The organism is Spirosoma sp., assembly GCF_026391055.1.
In the GTDB taxonomy this organism is placed as follows: domain Bacteria; phylum Bacteroidota; class Bacteroidia; order Cytophagales; family Spirosomataceae; genus Spirosoma.
Genome location: NZ_JAPLET010000026.1, coordinates 443,100 through 462,555, shown reverse-complemented (window position 1 = coordinate 462,555; position 19,456 = coordinate 443,100). Strand labels below are relative to the sequence as shown.

The following is a 19,456-nucleotide window of genomic DNA, read 5'->3' as shown; positions in this document are numbered from 1 at the left end:
GTTTGTTTACGTATGACTACAAGCATTCGCGATATCGCCTATCAACTAAGACAGGGAAAACTCATTGCCATTGCCGATGAAACGGGCTGGTCTATTATGGCCGATCCCGTTAATGAAACCGCTGTTGAGGAGTTGTTAACCTTAAAGCCGCTTATGCCTGCGGGTTTGCAGCCTACAGTTATTATTCAGAATGCTGACCAGTTAGGCCTTTACGTAGCGAAAGTTCCGGACGTTGCCTATGATCTGGTCGACTTTGCCGAGAATCCGTTAACCGTTCTTTACGACCAGGGTAAGAACATTGCAGGGGCGTTGTGGTCATCGTCGGATACTATGAAAAATGGTCAATCGGTGGGCGAAGTCGCTGTTCGGCGGGCGTTAAATGCTGATCTACAGCGGCTGATCGGGAGTTTCGGGCGTGGGCTATTATCCATTCCCCTCGAATCCCTGGTACTGCCGGCAGCTGCAGAGACGCTCATCGTCGAACGGTTTGGAACACTCCCCGGTATGCCCAAACGGCCGCGTATCATGCGGTTGGCCGTCAATGGTGAAGTTAGTTTTATAAGAAAATAAGTCGCGGTCATCAGTCGGTAGTTGGGGAAATTCCTGCAAACGATTGACCATTATCTGCCGACTATCATCTGTACATGAATTTCAGCGATACCTTACATAAAAATCCGGTTTTTGATGTTGTTTCCCAACAGGCAGACAGGCTTGGTTTGCCGACCTACGTCATTGGTGGTTTTGTACGTGATTTGATTTTAGCGCGGTCGTCAAAAGATATTGATGTTGTTTGTATTGGCAGCGGCATCACACTAGCAGAGGCCGTTGGAAAGGTCTTAAACGCGCATGTGGCGGTTTTTCCAAACTTTGGTACGGCCATGTTGCGGGCTAGACAGGGTGATGAAGAATGGGAAGTCGAGTTTGTTGGTGCCCGTAAAGAGTCATACCGTAGCGAGTCACGGAAGCCCATTGTCGAAGATGGCACCCTGGAAGACGACCAGAATCGCAGAGACTTTACCATCAATGCAATGGGCATAAGTCTCAATAAAACTAGCTTTGGCGAACTCCTCGATCCATTTGATGGGCTGAAAGACCTGAAGAAGAAAATTATCCGTACGCCGTTAAATCCGGATATAACTTTCTCTGACGACCCGCTCCGGATGATGCGGGCCATTCGTTTTGCCTCGCAATTGACGTTCGATATTGAGCCCGATACGTTCGATGCTATCATGCGTATGAACGAGCGAATCGACATTGTTTCGCGCGAACGTGTAACCGATGAGCTCAACAAGATTATTCTGTCGCCAATGCCCTCATATGGATTCAAATTACTGTATCATGCGGGCTTACTGGAACGTATTTTTCCCGAGCTGATAGCGCTGAAAGGAGTTGAAACCATCGAAGGAAAGGGGCATAAGGATAATTTTTACCACACGCTTCAGGTACTCGATAACATTGCTAACCGGGCTGATAAGAACCAGTACGCCGGCGAGGCCGAAAATGAACTTTGGCTGCGCTGGGCTGCGTTGCTGCACGATATCGCCAAACCAGCCACTAAACGGTTTGATCAGAAAGCAGGCTGGACCTTCCATGGACATGAAGACCTAGGCGCGCGTTGGGTACCAGGTATTTTCAGGACTATGAAACTGCCTCTGAACGAGCATATGCGTTTTGTTCAGAAACTCGTACGCTTACATTTGCGGCCAATTGCCCTGACCAAGGAGCAAATAACGGACTCGGCGCTGCGTCGGCTTCTGGTCGATGCAGGTGAGGACCTGGAAGGGCTTATGGCGCTTTGCCGGGCTGACATTACCTCAAAGAATTATGAGCGTGTGCAAAAACACCTTCGTAATTTTGACCGGGTAGAGCGGAAACTGCATGACCTTGAAGAGCGTGATAAACTGCGGAGTTTTCAGCCTGTTATAACGGGTGAGCTGATCATGGAAACGTTTGGTCTGCCACCGTCGAAGGAGGTTGGCGAAATTAAAACAATCCTTCGAGAAGCGATTTTGGATGGCGTTGTTCCTAATTCGCTCGATGCAGCCTATCCATTCTTACTTGAAGAAGGACGCAAACGGGGCCTAACGCCTGTTGAATAGATCGATAGCTGTAGTCACTCTGCTATCTGGGTTATACACAACTTTTAACTAAAGATCATGGAGAATAATAATACCAGTTTTCGGCGCTTTTTTGGCGCATCACTCACCATTCTGGGTGTAGTTGTCGTGCTATTTGCCCTCGTGGCTTTTTTATCTGAAGGTAAGCCTGTATTAGGCCTTCATGTCTCCAAAGCAGAGTCGGCCGCTCCCTTTATTGTTGGCATGATTTTCCTGGTTACTGGTGTCAACCTCGTTCGGGAATCGTAAAAAAGCAGGGTGGATGCAGGATATGTGATGTATTTTCTTCACTTGGGTTAATGAATCTTTTCATCCATCCTGCATTTCATTTTGATTGTTTAGCTGTAAGGAGCCACTCGTAGGTGTTTATGGGTTGCGGTAAACCATCGGGCTTTATTTGCAGATACATGAGATGTAGGTGCGTAGGCGAGCGGGTTTTGTAGGCGTTAAAGCCACTACGACCCATTTCGCCGAGTTTATCACCTGCGCTAACCCATTGACCCGGTGTTACGTCTACCTCATTGTTGTGTGCATAGTAAAATAACCCATGCAGATTGGGATCGTAGACCCATATCCAGTTTCCTCCCCGGTATTCGGAACCGGGCTTCCAAGCTGTTTCAATGGCTAGTACCAGCCCCCGACTCATGGCCAGAATATCCACTGGCTGGCCTGTTCGGTCATCAATGTTGTCCTGATTGCGATCACTTATAAAAATGTCCTGTGCAGGGTGGCTACCCCGTACCGTATAATCGAACAGATCAAAGCCGTTGCCTCGATAGCCTTCGCCATGTCTACCCCCAATAGCACTGGGGCTATAACCTCGTATCGGAAAATTAAAATACAGCCCAGTCTTACGCAGACTGTCCCGTTGAATGGAATCCTGCCGGAAGCTCTCCATACTGTGGAAGCGCGTCTGCAGACCATGCATAATATGGCTGAACTGCTTCCGGGCAGAATCGGGTGTTACACTCTGCTCCCGAATTTGCGTGTATAAGGTCTGAAATTGCTGGCAGTACGAGTAAAGTGTAGGGCTACCGGAGTTGCTGCTAACCTCCTGCGACGAAGCTACGTTTAGTCCTCCGATCAATAACGCCCCAACAATACCCAATACCCGCATGAACGAAGTTACATCAATGTTCACTCTGTTTGTATTCGATTAGGGATGTAAAAATAAACAAAGTAGAGCGACAGTGCTCTAAAAATGCGGTACAGAAAGCAGCCGTGTCTATTTTTTAAGCTGCCCAGTTAGCTAAGTATCTATAAATAAGATTCCCGTAACTTGTTCTTTTAGACGGCAACTCTGGCCTGAGGATGCATTATAAGAAGAGATTAATTGTAAAATTTAGTTTTCATTGATTCTCAGTCTAAGTGTAGAGCCTCAAAAAGCGATTCATTGCGGTTTTACACACTTGTGCTTAAGGGATTAGCCCATTGTTCAGACGACCAGTTAATGGCTGTTTCAAGAGCGTGTATTAATTTTATTCTTGAATCAATGTTTACCTTCTGGTGTAGAACCAATATATAGTGTTCAGTTAATCAGGTAGTTGACAAAAAAAAATAGAATATATCATAAAATCTTACAAATACATTTGGAAATCAAATTTATTGTGCCGTCCTTCGCTTAAATTTAAAATAGCAATGCAAACAGGAACTGTAAAATTCTTTAATGAAACCAAAGGGTTTGGTTTTATTAAACCCGATGACGGTGGCGAAGACATTTTTGTACACGCTTCCGGTCTCATCGACCAAATCCGTGAAAACGACAAAGTTAAATTCAATGTCGAGCGCGGTAAGAAAGGCTTAAACGCCGTAAACGTCGAAATGGCTTAATCGTAAGATATACCAAGACAACCGTTGTAAAAAACATGCCGATTGGCATGTTTTTTTTTGACCTGTCGGTTCCTCAGGCCATTTTTGCAGGACCTTTTCGTTTTGCCATACGTTGGGCCGCTGTTTATCTTAGTACATAGTATAACTGAAGGCTGGCATAGCGCTAACGCAAAAGGTCTACTCGTTTTAGTATGACCCAATCTGTTGAACAACGCATTGCTGCCCGGCTCAGCCTACATCTTAAATCGGTAGCCGCTACCATCGAACTACTCAACGGTGGAGCCACCATTCCCTTTATTGCCCGATACCGTAAGGAATTGACCGCATCTAATGGTAGTCCGCTCGATGAAGTTCAAATCGGCCAGATCAAAGACACTTACCAGAAAATACTCGATTTGGATAAACGGCGTGAAGCCGTAATCAAGTCCATTGATGAGCAGGGAAAACTCACGCCCGATCTCCGGAAGATGCTTGAATCGACGGATTCAATGACTGACCTGGAAGATCTTTATCTGCCATTTCGCCAAAAGCGGAAAACACGTGCCACGATTGCAATTGAACGAGGGCTGGAGCCACTTGCCAACGTAATTCTGGCTCAGCGTGAGGCCTCCCTCGACCGGATTGCGCAACGGTACCTTTCCGACGCTGTTGCTACTGCCACCGATGCTTTGCAGGGCGCACGCGATATTCTGGCTGAGCGCATCAGTGAAAACGTAGATGCCCGACAGCGTATTCGCAATCTGTTCGAACGAGAGGCAATTGTTCGTTCTGTCGCTAAAAAAGGAAAGGAAGTTGAGGGTGTTAAGTATCGGGATTACTTCGACTTTGCCGAGCCCCTGCGCCGGGTACCCTCTCACCGCTTGCTGGCCTTGCGTCGGGGTGAGGCCGAGGGATTCTTGTCTGTAAGCATCGGACCCGATGAAGAGGCTGCTATTGAACGGCTCGAACGGCAATTTGTTGCCGACCGCTCGGGGACGCCCGCCTGCAAGGATCAATTGGCTCTGGCGATCCGTGACGGGTATAAACGTCTGCTTAAGCCTTCGCTCGAAACAGAGTTTGCTAATACGTCTAAAGAGAAAGCGGATGCTGAAGCTATTCGGATTTTTGCTGACAACCTGCGCCAGTTATTGCTCAGTGCCCCTCTCGGTCAGAAGCGTGTTTTAGCTATTGACCCCGGCTTTCGCACGGGTTGTAAAACAGTTTGTCTGGACGCTCAGGGGAATCTGCTGGCCGATACGGTTTTGTACCTATCGCACTCAGATGCCCAGCGGCAACAGGCGATGCAAACCGTTCAAAAGCTGGTAAGCCAATACAAGATCGACGCTATCGCTGTTGGAAATGGTACCGCCGGGCGAGAAACAGAAGAGTTTATCCAGTCGCTTAAACTTGATAAACCTATTTTTATTGTCAGCGAACAGGGGGCCTCAATTTATTCGGCCTCCGAGGTCGCGCGCGATGAGTTCCCTGATCATGATGTAACCGTTCGGGGCGCAGTTAGCATTGGTCGGCGACTCATAGACCCTCTGGCCGAACTGGTGAAAATCGATCCTAAATCCATCGGAGTTGGTCAATACCAGCACGATGTTGACCAAACCGATTTGAAGACCAGTCTGGATACTGTTGTTGAGAGCTGTGTGAATCAGGTTGGTGTTTCGCTTAACACGGCCAGTGCTTACTTGTTGCGGTATGTATCCGGTTTGGGACCACAACTGGCTGGAAATATTGTGGCTTACCGAGCGGCTAACGGGGCGTTTTCTTCTCGCGAACAGCTTAAAAAAGTGCCCCGATTAGGCCCAAAAGCATTTGAGCAATGTGCAGGATTTCTGCGTATCGAAGGTGCCAAAAATCCCTTGGATAACAGTGCGGTCCATCCCGAGCGGTATTCCGTTGTGGAGCGTATGGCTGCGGAGGTTGGTAGTCGCGTGGAAGACTTGATTATGCGCCCGGACTTACGTCAGCAGATTAAAGTTGAAACGTATGTAACAAACGAGGTTGGTCTGCCAACACTTCGAGATATTCTGTCTGAGCTTGCCAAGCCTGGCCGCGATCCAAGGGAGCAACTTTCGGTCTTTGACTACGATACCCGGGTTCGAACGGTTGATGACCTGCACGAGGGTATGATACTGCCTGGCGTTGTAACAAACATTACAGCCTTTGGTGCTTTCGTGGACATTGGTGTGAAACAGGATGGTTTGGTGCACATCTCACAGTTAGCCAATCATTTTGTTTCTGATCCGAACACAATAGTTAAGGTATACCAGAAAGTGAAAGTTAAAGTGATGGAGGTAGACAAAGCCCGTAAACGAATTGCATTATCTATGAAAATTTAATAGGTTGCAATAGTCTACTGCACCGAATCGTTAAAATAAACAGACCTTATACTGTCCTAACTAATCCTGTATGCAACAACGCTGGTCTCGGAACATTCTGCGTTCCGTACTGCTGAGTGCCTGTTTATTGTCGCTGCTTACAGCCTGTAATGCACTCCGTTCCTCTGGTCCATCCGTTAGTCGTCGTCCATCCTCATCGCGTCCCATTGCCAGTCGAACGCCAACGGATAGAACACCGTCTCGTCCCCCTGCCGTACCGGCTAAAGCGGTTGGTAAGGTCGTTGATAGTCGTACGTACGAAAGTCGGTATGTGCCCGAAGTGGTTAAAATTGCTCGTACGTATACCGGAACGCCTTATCGGTCGGGTGGAAATACAACCGATGGCATTGACTGCTCCGGGCTGGTATACGCAGTGTTCAACACTGTTGGATTAAAAATGCCCCGCATTTCCTGGCAGCAATCGGAGGTAGGACGTGAAGTGGAAGTTGCCGAGATCTTACCGGGCGATTTAATCTTTTTCGTTCCTGATAAAGGACAGGCGGGCTATGTCTCGCATACGGGTATTGTGACTGAAGTAAATGGTAATCAGAATATCCGGTTTATTCATGCGTCTTCGTCGCGGGGTGTTCGCGAGGATAACCTATATGCCGATTATTTCAAGGGACGATTTGTAAAAGCACTACGTCCATTCTGATATAGCTGCTTCATAAAAAAAGCGCTCTGGAAAGAGCGCTTTTTTTATGAAAGAAGTGATTAAACTGTTGGCTGTGTACTATTAATGAGCTCTTCCCAATGGGATCGATCTTTATTTTTGAGCTTCATCTCCAGGCTTAATGCTTCATTACGTGTGTCGAATGATTGAGAGAATCGTACCTCCCAAGGTTTTCCGCCAGCGGTATTTGGATTTGTTTTTGCATTATGTTGCCACAACGCTATTTTCAGGTCTTTTGCCTGACCAATAAAATACTGATCAGTAGTTGGACTATATATAATATATACTGTGTGCATGTGGGTGTCGAAGTATTACCAAAACTACACAATTGGCAATACAAAACAAATATTGACTCAGTAAGTAGTAGTGTTCGGCAGAAGATTCAAAAAAAAGAGATTTACTAGTTATGACAAGTGGTTTTTTTTTCTCATCTTTGCAACCACAAAACGCACTACAGCGGTTTGACGGGGGATTAGCTCAGCTGGCTAGAGCGCTTCCATGGCATGGAAGAGGTCATCGGTTCGACTCCGATATTCTCCACAACATTGTAGATAAGCTGCTCTATTAGAAGCAGCTTTTTTATTTAGCGGTTTAACAAAAAAAAGTCCTGACCATCGGTTGATGATCAGGACTTTTTTTACTGATTAGATCAGTGTTTTACTGGTCAAGCATTTCGGCATCAGCCAGAATGTAATTCAGCTCGTAAATATTATCGGCATTTAGTTTGAGCGTTCCGCGGAAGGTACGGCGCTCATCCGTTTTAAATTTCTTACCCGATTTTTTGAATTTCAGTGACACAACCGATTCAGGTCCAGCACCACCACAGAAGAAACAGGCGCTGTACGGAAATGCGGAAAGTACATATATGTTCGATTCCAAATCTACGGGTAACACATAACCCGTCAGATCAACTACTTTGCCGTTCAACTTCTGAATGCCCTGCCCGAAGGTTGGATAAAGCATGTAAACAGATTCTTCGGCATACCATTTTTTCTTAAAAGTAACATCGCGGAGAACTTCCCACGAAAGTTTTACCGGTTCGGCAGCCACCGAAGCCGGAATACCTGGCTTGATCCGGTCTGTAGAGGGCAGTGCCGGACGGAAAGCCGGGGCCACAAGCGATACAAGTAATAAAGCAATTAGTAAACGCGCCATGTTATGGGAAGACTTAAGCGATGAGAAACGATGGTAAAAATACAAAAAAGATTACTTTTACTAACTCATTTTGGCATCGACTACGCTACTCGTGTCTGACACTCGCATTGATAACACAAAAGACGGCTCGGTAATTCCCGTTCGGTTTACCCGCTTGTACTTAACGTTGCTCATTATTCTTGCTGTTTTATTGACGGTAGGGCAGGGGCTTACGCAATGGCGACTGCGGGCCGTTCAGGATGAACTATGGGTGATTCGGTACGCAGCTTTACAGCGGCATCAAAGCCAGCAGATTGTTAAACAAGTGCTGCAGATAGCTGATCCGGGCGAAAAAGAAAAATTTTCTGAAAATGTAACCGCCCTCAGGCAGGTATTTCCTGTTTTTGAGCGATATCATATGCAGGTACGTCGGGGGGAAGCTGATGATCCGAGAGTGTCGATAAAAAACTCCGATACCGTGCAGCGGCTGTATGAGGGTATACGCCCGGAGTTTGAAGCCTTTCGCAAAAGTGCTCATCAGCTAATGCGTTTGCAAGACTTTGAAGCGGTGAGACAGCCTGATATTCAGGCGAGTATTAAACTAATTCTTGCGAATGAAAAACCATTTCTGGAGGAAATAGACCATATCGTGCGCGAATATAATGGTGAGCTAAGGGCTAAATTAACAACGCTTCAGTCTATAGAGTTGTACCTATATATATTCACTGTTGTTGTGCTAATCGGAATCGGCTTTCTGATTTTCAGACCCGCTGCCGAAAAGCTTCGACAGACATTTGCGCAACTTATTGAAGCCGAAAGCCAAACGACTGCTGCCAATAAAAAATTAATGAATGCTAATCGGTCTCTTAAAGAGACTCGCCAGAAATTATTTGAAGCTACAAAACTGCAGTACCAAAAAGAAATTGATGAGCAGAAACTCCGGACCTCCTATCTGATTGCCGGGCAGGAAGAGGAACGTAAACGCCTGTCTCGCGAACTACACGATGGACTAGGACAAATGCTCACTGCTATTAAGCTGCAGATTGAAGGACTTGAGGCCAGTTTAGCCAGAACCATCCCCACAGACCCTGCAGGAGCAGCCCCCCATTCAAAAAGTCTAAAGACACTAAAGACTTTAGTAACTCAAACGATTCAGGAAACGCGGACTATCTCCAACAATCTCATGCCCAGTGTATTAAGCGATTTTGGCGTGATACCCGCTATAAAGATGATTGCTGAACAGGACAGAAGTGAATCGCTGGATGTAACGTTCGAAACCAACTTTACACCTGACATGTCCCGGTTAAATAAAAATGTGGAAATTATGCTGTATCGGGTTACGCAGGAAGCTGTGAGTAATGCCATACGGCATGGTAAGCCGTCCCATATTCATATTGAACTAAACGACCGCGGGACAACCCTGCAACTGGTTATTGCAGACAACGGGCAAGGGTTTAAGATTCCACGGAAAAATCCTGAAAATGGACAATCATCAATTAAAAAATTAGAAATAAATGATGATACTTCCGCAGTTTTAGAACTACGACCCCCCTCGCAAGGTTTACAAAATATACAGGAACGAACAAAACTGCTTAACGGCAAATTCAAACTTCAATCTGTACTTGGAAAAGGTACTAAGATACAGATAAGTATCCCTTACAAAACGCATTTTGCGCCCCATGACACCTACTAGATTAATGTTGGTGGACGATCACTCAATCGTTCGTGATGGCATTCGACTACTGCTCGAACAAGCCGATGGATTAGAAATTATTGATGAAGCTAATGATGGCGAAGAAGTACTTGATAAGCTGAAGGTACTTCAGCCTGACCCCAGTCTTCTGCCAGATTTGATTCTGATGGATATATCGTTGCCTGGTATGTCGGGTATTCAAACGACCCAGGTGATTAGTCGGCTGTATAAGAATGTTCGGGTGCTTATGCTATCAATGCATAACAATGAGGATTATATCTTGCGTTCGGTTGAAGCCGGTGCTTATGGTTACATTTTGAAAGACTCATCGTCCGATGAAATGATAAAAGCCATCCGCACCATTGCTTCCGGCGAAAAATACTATAGTTCTCCGGTAGCGTCTATTATTTTGAGTGGCTATATGCAGCAACTCAAGAAGGGAGATCGCCACGGCCGGGCTGAGCGGCAGTCTAAACTTTCGAATAAAGAGAAAGAGATTCTCCAATTCCTGGTTGATGGCATGAGCAGCCGCGAAATTGCCGAAAAACTTCAACTCAGCGTTCGAACAGTAGATAACCACAGAGCTAATATGATGCGTCGATTACAAGTTCGTAATGCTGCTGAACTGGTTAGAATGGCAGTTGAAGACAAGTTGATCTAAAACTTGATATTGTCTATCCAGACTGTTGCGAACTCAACATTTGTTGTTTAGGTTTGCTGCTTAAACCGGCTTTAAAGCCGGTTTTCCACTTTCATAATACTATATTAACAAGGTAGGATTTGTAGGATAATAAAACCACTTAATTATGTCACTTCGCTTAGGAGATATTGCTCCCGATTTTGAGGCCGATACAACACAGGGCCATATCCATTTTCATGAATGGTTAGGTAATTCATGGGGTATGTTGTTTTCACACCCTGCCGATTTCACACCTGTCTGCACCACTGAGTTGGGCAGGACTGCGTTACTGAAGGATGAGTTTGGTAAGCGTAATGTAAAAGTGATTGCGGTATCAGTTGATGATCTGGAATCTCACAATCGCTGGACGCCCGATATCAAAGATGTAACGGGTTCGGAAGTTAACTTCCCGATCATTGCCGACCCGGATCGTGTTGTCGCTACATTGTATGATATGATTCATCCGAATGCCAGCGAGAAAGCAACTGTACGTTCGGTATTTGTGATTGGACCGGACAAAAAAATTAAATTAACACTGACTTATCCTGCTTCTACCGGGCGTAACTTCAACGAGTTGATCCGGGTGATTGATTCGCTACAGTTAACCGCAGATTACCAAGTAGCCACGCCCGCTGACTGGCAGGAGGGCGACGATGTGATTGTAACACCCGCCGTTACAAATGATCAGTTGGAAGCAAAATTTCCAAAAGGGGTTACGTTTGTAAAGCCTTACCTCCGTACCACACCACAGCCGAATAAATAAAGGCTGATGAAAGGTGTGTACCCTTATAAACCCGTTGTACCAACTAGTTGGTGCAACGGGTTTATGTTTTTAATATAAAAAGGGACTCTTTACTCACAATATCATACTAGCTCGATAGTATTAAAACCTTACTCCTGATTGCTGAGTTAAGAGCTATGTTAATAATTCAAACACTTAGCGTTATGGCAAAGCAAAAAAACGACAATCCTGAACACACAGAAGGACCGGTTGCAACAGCTATTGAAGAGCAAACCGCCAAATTACCTTCCGATCTGTTTTTATGGGCGGCTTTAGGATCAATGGGCGTTTCGCTCTATTTACAGTCGACAAATAAGCGGGATCGGAGTTTATTTGTCGGGCAATGGGCGGCTCCCTTTTTATTGCTCGGTTTATACAACAAGCTGGTTAAACTGGAAGGCCACGATTAATTAAATGAATTAGCTAATTGTAGAAGAAAGCCCCTTGCTTATGCAGGGGGCTTTTTTATGTTCGGGATGTTCAGCGCTAAACCTGTATTTTTGGATTATTAATTAACTAGCTACATGAAAAATCGAGTTCTTTTCAATCTCATTGCTCGACGGTATGGCCTTTGGATTGCGGGAATTCTGTTGGTGTTAGTCACAATTTGGATCGTCAGATGGCGTCGGCCAGAGAGCATGGACTGGCAGTTTATTCAGGCGTTTGGTATTCGACTGCCCATGCGATACGGTATTCATGGTATCGATGTATCCCGGCACAATGACCGCATTGACTGGGCAAGGGTTCGAAAAATGGAAGCGTATGGTGTCCGTTTACAGTTTGTCTTTATAAAAGCAACCGAGGGAGCTACCCTGGCCGACAAGCACTTTAAAAAGAATTGGCGTGAAGCTAAGAAATCGGCTCTTCGGCGGGGGGCCTATCATTTTTACCACCCCACCCGCGATCCACTCAAACAAGCCAATAATTTTATTCGGAACGTAGACCTGAGCGAAGGCGATTTTGCGCCGGTCGTCGACTTCGAAGTAGTCAATGGACAGAGCGACGAAACAATCGTGAACGGGTTACGCGTGTGGCTCCAGACGATTGAGGATCATTATCAGGCTCGCCCAATCATTTACACCAACGGTAACCTGTATCGTAGATACATCAAGGGTAATCTGGATGATTACCCCCTCTGGATCGCTGACTATTCGGCTAGTCATCTGCGCAGTTATAACCCGGATAAATTATACCTCTGGCAACATAATCAGAGTGGGCTGGTACAGGGCATAAGGGGACAGGTTGACTTTAATGTATTTGTCATGGATGAGAACCGGATGAGCGAGATATGTCTCTAAATTAATCAGGGCAGATTAAGTTAGACAGCCACTTTGGTTAACTCGGCTGGTCCTGCCAGCCAGTCTTTGGCTTTATCGCCGAAGACCTTCATATGTGGCATCTGGCTATGCGCCAGCAGACCAGCCTCGTCATCCCAGCGTTCGTGCATGATAAAACGTTCTGGATACTCTGTGCTTTGATACAACTCATAAAGCTGACAAGCAGCTTCCGTTCTTACTTCCTGAACGAGTTCGTGCAGAGCAAGTTTAAGATCGTCTGCGGCACCAGGTCTGGCGGTAATTGTTGCAAATACTAAAAGAGGCATTTGATTGGCTGTTTATGGCTAGATGTAAAAATCAAAGGGTTTCGTAAGTCATTGCTGCCAGATTTCCCACGCCTTTTCGGCTTGAAGCTCAAGCATTCGTAGCCCGTTATGAACCGATGCACCGTGCTGGCTACCAAGTTGCATAAAGGTCGTTTCGGCAGGATTGTACACTAAGTCGTACAGCAAGTGGCGTTCGGTTAGTTGTGCATACGGTATGGCAGGGGCTGCTTCGATATGAGGATATGTACCAACTGGAGAACCATTGATGATCAACTCATACTTGTTTATTACGTCCGGAAGGTCAGTGTAGGTTAGTGTGTTGGCTGCTTCTGTACGTGAAACATACCGGAAAGGGATGCCTAAATCAGCCAAAGCGACCGTCACAGCTTTTGATGCACCTCCTGTACCCAATACCAAAGCCTGTAAACCTTCTGTTGTACGTTTCAGAGCAGTTAGCCAGTCGGTCAGCGATTGCCGAAAACCAAAGTAATCCGAATTATAACCCGTTCGTGAGCCATCAGCTTCAAACTTGATGACATTGACCGCACCAATTTTTTCGGCTGAGGGATCTAACTGATTCAAATAAGGTAGAACGGACTGTTTATACGGAATGGTAACGTTCAGACCACGCAGGTCTGGTGTAGCGAGTAAATCAGATAAAGTAGAAAGGTCTGGCATCTCGAACAGCTCATACTGGCTATCGGAAATGTTTTCACGGATAAATTTTTCGGTAAAGTACCGTTTGGAAAACGAATGCGTAAGTGGAAAGCCGATCAGGCCGTAACGAGTCATGGGTATTGATTTAAAAAAGACTATGCCACCGCAAAAGCAATGGCATAGTCAAAGAAAGAACAGTATAACGAAAACTTACCGCATCTTTTTCTTAACAAATTCGAAAATGATCGGAAGTATAGATAGACCAACGATACCAAAGACTACTAATTCGAAGTTTTTCTGAACAATGGGGAAGTTACCGAAGAAATAACCCAACAACGAAATGCTGGTTACCCACAGGATGGCACCCATAATACAGAATTTAATATACGTACCATAACTCATGCTACCGGCGCCGGCAACAAACGGAGCAATGGTCCGAACGATAGGTATAAACCGGGCTATAATAACGGTTCGTCCGCCGTATTTGGCATAAAACTTCTCCGTCTCAGCAATGTACTCGCGCTTAAAGAACAGAATTCGCTCCCGTGATTTAATCTTGGTCCCCAAGTATTTACCCACAAAATAATTGACATTATCGCCCATAAGGGCGGCTATGATGAGGAGGGGGATAATAACCCAAACGCTAAGTTCATTTGTGGGGCGAGCCGCCAGGGCACCTGCCGCGAATAACAGCGAATCGCCGGGCAGCAGTGGCATAAAAATAAGGCCAGTCTCTGTGAATACAATCAGAAAGAGAATAGCATATAGTAACACGCCATATTCGTTTGCCCACAAATCGAGATAACGATCGAGGTGAAGCAAAAAATCAAGTAACGATTTTATAAGGTCCATGAGAAAGGAGTTAAGTGCTAATAGCCAGTCATACCATCGAAAGAAAACGCGTCGTTCGCTGGTTATGTGCAGGCTATTATTCCTTATCTAAAAAATGTGAAAAGGTGTCTCCCCGAAGCCCTAATCGGATCGTTTCTAAAGGAATTACTTCATGAGGGGCAATGTTGCCAAGATTGACATTAGCACCCAGGAGTTTAACAAACCACACCTGCTGCTCTTTCTGAGGGGCCTCCCAAAGAATTCTTTCAAATGGAACCTGGGTTAAAATTTCTTCGACCAGACCCTGTCGAACTTCGCCACTGGACCGAAATAAACCAACGGTACCACCCTCACGGGCTTCCCCGATAACTTTCCAGGCACCTGCCTCAAGTTCGGCTTTCATCAATTGAATCCATTTGTAAGGAGGTATAATTTTAGCCTCATCTTTAGAGCCTACTTCCGATAAAACGGTTACCTGTGTTGCCAGCTTCCGGATGTACTCACACTTATCATCCTGATTCATGTCAATAGACCCATCCGACACTTCAGCATAAGCCATTTCGTACCGGTCCAGCAACTTTCGGTATTCATCAAATTGCTTTCTCACAACAAAAGCCTCAAATAATGTTCCACCGAAATAGACAGGGATGCCAGCTTCCCGGTAGATCGCCAGCTTTTCTTTAAGCCTTGGGGTAACAAACGAAGTTGCCCATCCGAGTTTAACGATGTCTGTGTGATCAGCAGAAACAGATAAAAAATCCTCTACTTCCCGAAGGCTTAACCCTTTATCCATAACCATTGTCAAGCCACTTTGACGGGGTTTTAGGGTGCGTTCGGGTATCTGCGTAAGCGTATAATTCATGAGAAGTAATTTCGTGGGCGTATTAAAAACGCCCAAAAGTAGTACAACTCTTGAAAAACTCCCAAGAAAGTACAGACATTATAGCATCTTTTGGACGTTTGGCTTAGTTAAATGCTATTTTTGCCTATTATGAACGAAATAACAAACCCTCGTCTGGAATTCTTCCGCTCTAAAATCGGGAAAAGCATGGACATCAGTCCATCCCCCTTCGGCAGATGGTTAAATGGTAAGATTATTGCAGTAAATTATGGTAGGCTAGTCGCTGATTTTACTGTACGCAGCGAAATGACAAATCCAGCAGGTGTTCTGCATGGGGGAGCTGCTTCGGCCATTCTGGATGATTTAATTGGAGCTATGGTTTATTCCCTTGGCCGGGAGTATGCTTATACGTCTGTAAATCTAACTGTTGACTTTTTGCATGCCTCCCGTGAAGGAGAGGTTGTGACAGCAACGGCTGAAGTCATTCGTGAAGGCAAGAATATAATTCATTGCGAAGGAAGAATTGTAGCCGCAAATGGCAAGGTTATCGCAAAATGTAGTACAAACCTGATTCAAACATCTATTAAAATTTGAATAAGTTGGTTAAGACATTCATTTCGCGCATCTATGACGAATAGTTTGTTAACTAATTTAAGCGTTTTTGCTTGTAACAAATTTAGGCTTTGCCCGCATTGAGTAGAAAGCTACCAGACTATAATTTAAGTCCTAATTTGCCTAAACGCTGTCACACCAAGTGCATCAATATTGATCTCGACTCACTCAAGGCATAATTAGTGTAGTATCTAATTAGGTAAAATTCCGGTACGAAAGTCTGCCAGATAGTGAGCTAATAAGTCTGAATTGAGTGTCTGGAAAGAAGTCAACGCCTTTAATAGGGAGACACCCTTAGTTTCATTAGCTACAAATTTTTTGGAATAGTTGTTAGTAATAGAAATAATCTGAGAAGAAATGAAAATATGCCATGGTTTTTCGCATAGTTTCGGGCTAGATAGAAGAATTGTTTTTTTATCCTTGTATTCTTGCTATTATTGACAAACAATAAAAAGTCAATTACTTTCAAACACGATTACCCGAAATGAGTAATAGTGGTGCGAAGTGAATTGATTGTCGAACCTGAGCCCATATTGAAATAAAGACGGGGAGCCAAGATGTGGCTTCTGTACAGCGATGTCTTTTGAAAAAAAAATTGAACTGTGGACTAATTTTTGCGATTCAGTCTTAACATTGCAAAAAAAAGCGGATTTTTGGGCCGTTTCTTGGGTGCTCCTGGAAAATGGTCTATGTGGCCGGTCAAATTTCTTGACCATAAGTTAAGGATAACGGTATTTTTCAGATAGCCTGAGAAAAAAAGTTAAATCTGAGAAACATTTGTCGATGAAGTTAGTCATACATGTGAACAGTAGTTTATTAATATCACTCACTATGAATGATTACCAACAAAAGACTCAAAAATCCACGGGGCTAGTGGATTGGCCGTTGCCTAAATTTCCGTAGCCATATTTGGAAGATTAAAAGTTTAGTCGGAAACATTGCGTCAAATTAACCCAATAAATATGCGAACATTTATCCAACAACACCCCATGAGGATGCTGGCTGGACTCGTGTTGCTAAGTTTTGCAATACCTTCTGTTAGCCTTGCTCAACAGGCTGACACAGTCCGGGTTCAACCCGCAACAGTTAGTCCATCAACAACTGCCCCTAGTGGCAACTACCAGCGCGAAAAGATTTATCGCCTGGGTAAAGGTGTTTACACTGATACCCTCAAGCGAAGTGATTTCAAAGCGCAGGCAAGTGATGTTGCTGAACTGGATGACTGCGATACAACCTTTCAAACATTTATCTTAGTACGGCGACTGTCGCCATGGCGGGTAGGTCTTTTTGCAGGACCTAACTTTGCTTACTGCGGTACCTGGGAGAACACCTTTGGCCCTAATAAGCGTGACAAAACGCTTTATAACGGTGCAGGTTTCAATGTTACGGCTAATGTAGATTACTTTTTGACGCCAGCTACCCGTCGACTCCGTTTCGGTATCGGGGCAGCTTTTGGCTACCAAAACTATATTACCCGGAGTGTTTATCGCGATTATTTATACGGCCTGGCTAATGCCCGGGGCTTTACAAATGATCAGGTAACTATCCGTCAGCGTGCTTCAGAAGATATGTTCCTGACAGTTGGACCAGTTCTTACGTTCACACTGGCCCGCAGTCGCCGGAATCCGGATGCAACTACCTTTATCGAGTTAGGTGCGCGTGGTGGTCTGTTCCGTACCGAAGCAGCAACCATCACGGCTTTCACACCGTCGACGATAACGTTGCCGAATGGAGTTCCTTCGTTTGTTGAGGGTGGCGGTCTGATTCGGTCAGTAAATCCTAGCTCCCGCCTTTACCATCTGGGCGCCTTAGGATCGGCTGCTATCTTCTTCCCATTGCGTAACAACTGGAACATTGGTATTCAGGGACAAGGCTTCATCACACAGTTGAATTACCTGATCATCAATGGGGTTGACGATCAACTCTATGAGTTCAAGCGTAAGCATGGTGGATTTAGTGCTGGTATAGCGCTACGGAAAGGATTCGTTCAAAAGAAACTTATTCCTAAAGCTCCTGTTACCTGCCCAACCTGCGAACAGATTCCTGAATTGAACGTACAGTTTAACGGTGCTTCGCTAAAAGGTGCTTCACTTGCCTTTGTTGACAGCACAAACGCGCAACAGTCGGCTCCGGTTAATACGGCCGCTACTGCTCCTGTGATTAGCTGGCGCAGTACGACTCCAAGTCCGAAAAACGAAACGTTCACGGCTCGTTTATATTACCGCGCAGATTCAGTAGCTGCTGGTGCAACAGATCAAGTTATCGCTCAAGTAGAGAATACTACCGATACATCGCTGCCCTTCCCAACTGCTTATTTCTCAAATGGTCAGATCAATCCAGGCTTCTACTACGTGACCGTTCACAACAAGCAAGTTGCTAAATGTGGCACATGTATGAGTGAAGTTGCTACGACAAGCTTCGCAAGCATTCGTCCGCGCACTACTATTGTTGATTCGAGATTCCGTCACAGACTGGAGCGTTTAGAGGTGTATTATCGTACGCCGTATACTCGTGAGGTGGCTAACGTTTGTTACTGTAATGGTACGGTTACCTCCGTTGGTGACACTGTTACTCGTCTTCGTTACCGTGGTTTCAACCGCGCACTCGCAAACAGTACGGTTGAATTCGATACAAACACGGTTATCCTCAACCTGAATGAACTGCCAGGCAGCTTAGCTCAACAGTTACAGGCTGAAAAAGCTAAGATCGAAAGTGGCAATGCTATCCGCTTCAAAGGTCGTCGCGTACGTCCGCAGGTTCAGTACTTCCGCGCTGTATTCACAGTTACAAAACTGCCAGCTAACGGTCAGCCTGAGCAAGTGATAGGAAGCTTCAACACAACGATTAGCGACAACAGCTACTCAATTACTGATCTGAAGCCATTGACAGATGCGCAGAAAGCTAAGTTATTAGCACCACCAGCGCCTAAGAAAGCAACACGCCGAGCTGGCAACAGCGGTCGTCGTTCAACTGCCGTCTTTGGTGTTGAGTAATAAAGTAATAGTTGCTAAAAAAACCGGGGGCCAACGCTCCCGGTTTTTTTATGTTTGATGCATAGTATAAATTGTAACGATGACGATGAATAAACTTCAGAAATGTTTGTTGGCAATTCTCATTCAACTCTTTATTGTTATGTCTGACGCACAATCACAGCCTCTTTATACACCCCTGTCTTCATCCACTATGCAGACCTATTCGGTGCGGCTAAAGCCGGGGCAAGACATAAAAAAAGCATTAGAAACGATTGTACAGAAAGAGCGGATTGGTGCTGGCGCGGTATTGACCTGCGTAGGTAGCTTAACGGATGTAACGCTACGTTTGGCCAATCAGGAAAATGCTAGCGAATGGAAAGGGCATTTCGAAATTGTGTCTCTGGTTGGGACACTCTCAACTACGGGTAGTCATCTACACCTATCCGTTTCTGATTCAACCGGACGTACAATTGGTGGGCACTTGCTAGATGGGTGTAGGGTGTACACGACCGCAGAGCTGGTAATTGGAACATTTCCTGACCTCAATTATACGCGCGAGCCTGACCCGACATTCGGTTATCAGGAACTGGTCATTCGGAAACGCAAAAGAAAATAGCAAAAAAGCCATCTTCCCGGCGAGATGGCTTTTTTTATTAATGGAGAA

At 45.3% G+C, this 19,456-nt stretch carries 22 protein-coding genes and 1 tRNA gene; 15 read left to right on the top strand and 8 right to left on the bottom strand.

The window, feature by feature from the left end; genetic code table 11:
• Positions 1-12 precede the first annotated feature (12 nt).
• From NT073_RS25430 to NT073_RS25420, 3 genes are all read left to right on the top strand, one after another.
• A complete protein-coding gene (locus NT073_RS25430) occupies positions 13-570 on the top strand; it encodes a Sua5/YciO/YrdC/YwlC family protein (RefSeq protein WP_297379267.1) in 558 nt (185 codons plus the stop codon).
• Between the two features lie 74 nt (positions 571-644).
• Positions 645-2,099 carry an HD domain-containing protein gene (locus NT073_RS25425; protein WP_297379265.1) on the top strand — a complete coding sequence of 485 codons (1,455 nt, stop codon included), beginning with the start codon at positions 645-647 and terminating at the stop codon, positions 2,097-2,099.
• Between the two features lie 57 nt (positions 2,100-2,156).
• Positions 2,157-2,366, top strand: coding sequence for a hypothetical protein (locus tag NT073_RS25420; RefSeq protein ID WP_012925281.1), 210 nt, complete (start codon positions 2,157-2,159; stop codon positions 2,364-2,366).
• 76 nt (positions 2,367-2,442) lie between these two features.
• Here NT073_RS25420 and NT073_RS25415 read toward each other — a convergent pair whose 3' ends face one another.
• A complete protein-coding gene (locus tag NT073_RS25415; protein WP_297380277.1) occupies positions 2,443-3,234 on the bottom strand; it encodes a M23 family metallopeptidase in 792 nt (263 codons plus the stop codon).
• 521 nt (positions 3,235-3,755) lie between these two features.
• Between NT073_RS25415 and NT073_RS25410 the strand changes: the two genes are divergently transcribed.
• From NT073_RS25410 to NT073_RS25400, 3 genes are all read left to right on the top strand, one after another.
• Entirely contained in the window at positions 3,756-3,947 is a 192-nt protein-coding gene (locus NT073_RS25410) for a cold shock domain-containing protein (RefSeq protein WP_012925283.1), read from the top strand.
• A 191-nt stretch (positions 3,948-4,138) separates the two neighbouring features.
• On the top strand, positions 4,139-6,277 hold the full coding sequence (locus tag NT073_RS25405) for a Tex family protein (protein ID WP_297379259.1): 2,139 nt from the start codon (positions 4,139-4,141) through the stop codon (positions 6,275-6,277).
• A gap of 70 nt (positions 6,278-6,347) precedes the next feature.
• Positions 6,348-6,971 carry a C40 family peptidase gene (locus tag NT073_RS25400; RefSeq protein WP_297379256.1) on the top strand — a complete coding sequence of 208 codons (624 nt, stop codon included), beginning with the start codon at positions 6,348-6,350 and terminating at the stop codon, positions 6,969-6,971.
• Between the two features lie 59 nt (positions 6,972-7,030).
• On the opposite strand, the gene NT073_RS25395 is transcribed toward NT073_RS25400, so the two are convergent.
• The gene (locus tag NT073_RS25395; protein ID WP_297379254.1) at positions 7,031-7,285 is read right to left on the bottom strand and encodes a GIY-YIG nuclease family protein; all 255 of its coding nucleotides are present in this window, start codon (positions 7,283-7,285) and stop codon (positions 7,031-7,033) included.
• A gap of 170 nt (positions 7,286-7,455) precedes the next feature.
• On the opposite strand from NT073_RS25395, the gene NT073_RS25390 reads away from it, so the two are divergent.
• Positions 7,456-7,529: transfer RNA gene (locus NT073_RS25390), tRNA-Ala, on the top strand.
• Positions 7,530-7,646: 117 nt separating this feature from the next.
• Here NT073_RS25390 and NT073_RS25385 read toward each other — a convergent pair.
• Positions 7,647-8,144 (bottom strand): DUF3299 domain-containing protein, encoded by a 498-nt coding sequence (locus NT073_RS25385; protein ID WP_297379252.1) that lies wholly within the window; start codon positions 8,142-8,144, stop codon positions 7,647-7,649.
• 279 nt (positions 8,145-8,423) lie between these two features.
• Complete coding sequence (locus tag NT073_RS33425) at positions 8,424-8,510, bottom strand: hypothetical protein (RefSeq protein WP_366107910.1); 87 nt, start codon at positions 8,508-8,510, stop codon at positions 8,424-8,426.
• Positions 8,511-8,541: 31 nt separating this feature from the next.
• Here NT073_RS33425 and NT073_RS25380 point away from each other — a divergent pair, with 31 nt between their 5' ends.
• The 5 genes from NT073_RS25380 (at position 8,542) to NT073_RS25360 (ending at position 12,574) form a co-directional block, all read left to right on the top strand.
• A complete protein-coding gene (locus NT073_RS25380) occupies positions 8,542-9,816 on the top strand; it encodes a sensor histidine kinase (protein WP_366107908.1) in 1,275 nt (424 codons plus the stop codon).
• Positions 9,817-9,820: 4 nt separating this feature from the next.
• Positions 9,821-10,477 carry a response regulator transcription factor gene (locus tag NT073_RS25375; RefSeq protein WP_012925315.1) on the top strand — a complete coding sequence of 219 codons (657 nt, stop codon included), beginning with the start codon at positions 9,821-9,823 and terminating at the stop codon, positions 10,475-10,477.
• Positions 10,478-10,622: 145 nt separating this feature from the next.
• Positions 10,623-11,258 carry a peroxiredoxin gene (locus tag NT073_RS25370; protein ID WP_012925316.1) on the top strand — a complete coding sequence of 212 codons (636 nt, stop codon included), beginning with the start codon at positions 10,623-10,625 and terminating at the stop codon, positions 11,256-11,258.
• Positions 11,259-11,440: 182 nt separating this feature from the next.
• Positions 11,441-11,686, top strand: a complete 246-nt coding sequence (locus NT073_RS25365) for a hypothetical protein (protein ID WP_012925317.1) — start codon at positions 11,441-11,443, stop codon at positions 11,684-11,686.
• 114 nt (positions 11,687-11,800) lie between these two features.
• Positions 11,801-12,574 carry a GH25 family lysozyme gene (locus NT073_RS25360; protein ID WP_297379248.1) on the top strand — a complete coding sequence of 258 codons (774 nt, stop codon included), beginning with the start codon at positions 11,801-11,803 and terminating at the stop codon, positions 12,572-12,574.
• A 20-nt stretch (positions 12,575-12,594) separates the two neighbouring features.
• On the opposite strand, the gene NT073_RS25355 is transcribed toward NT073_RS25360, so the two are convergent.
• From NT073_RS25355 to NT073_RS25340, 4 genes are all read right to left on the bottom strand, one after another.
• Positions 12,595-12,879, bottom strand: coding sequence for a putative quinol monooxygenase (locus NT073_RS25355; RefSeq protein WP_297379246.1), 285 nt, complete (start codon positions 12,877-12,879; stop codon positions 12,595-12,597).
• 48 nt (positions 12,880-12,927) lie between these two features.
• Positions 12,928-13,671 (bottom strand): shikimate dehydrogenase, encoded by a 744-nt coding sequence (locus tag NT073_RS25350; protein ID WP_297379245.1) that lies wholly within the window; start codon positions 13,669-13,671, stop codon positions 12,928-12,930.
• Positions 13,672-13,746: 75 nt separating this feature from the next.
• A complete protein-coding gene (locus tag NT073_RS25345; RefSeq protein WP_297379243.1) occupies positions 13,747-14,388 on the bottom strand; it encodes a DedA family protein in 642 nt (213 codons plus the stop codon).
• Between the two features lie 76 nt (positions 14,389-14,464).
• A complete protein-coding gene (locus tag NT073_RS25340; protein WP_297379241.1) occupies positions 14,465-15,229 on the bottom strand; it encodes a phosphosulfolactate synthase in 765 nt (254 codons plus the stop codon).
• A 129-nt stretch (positions 15,230-15,358) separates the two neighbouring features.
• Here NT073_RS25340 and NT073_RS25335 point away from each other — a divergent pair, with 129 nt between their 5' ends.
• The 3 genes from NT073_RS25335 (at position 15,359) to NT073_RS25325 (ending at position 19,408) form a co-directional block, all read left to right on the top strand.
• The gene (locus NT073_RS25335) at positions 15,359-15,802 is read left to right on the top strand and encodes a PaaI family thioesterase (RefSeq protein WP_297379239.1); all 444 of its coding nucleotides are present in this window, start codon (positions 15,359-15,361) and stop codon (positions 15,800-15,802) included.
• 1,013 nt (positions 15,803-16,815) lie between these two features.
• The gene (locus tag NT073_RS25330; protein WP_297380273.1) at positions 16,816-18,813 is read left to right on the top strand and encodes a hypothetical protein; all 1,998 of its coding nucleotides are present in this window, start codon (positions 16,816-16,818) and stop codon (positions 18,811-18,813) included.
• A 139-nt stretch (positions 18,814-18,952) separates the two neighbouring features.
• Positions 18,953-19,408: a PPC domain-containing DNA-binding protein gene (locus NT073_RS25325; RefSeq protein ID WP_297379237.1), complete on the top strand. Its 456-nt coding sequence runs from the start codon at positions 18,953-18,955 to the stop codon at positions 19,406-19,408.
• The last annotated feature ends 48 nt before the right edge of the window (positions 19,409-19,456 follow it).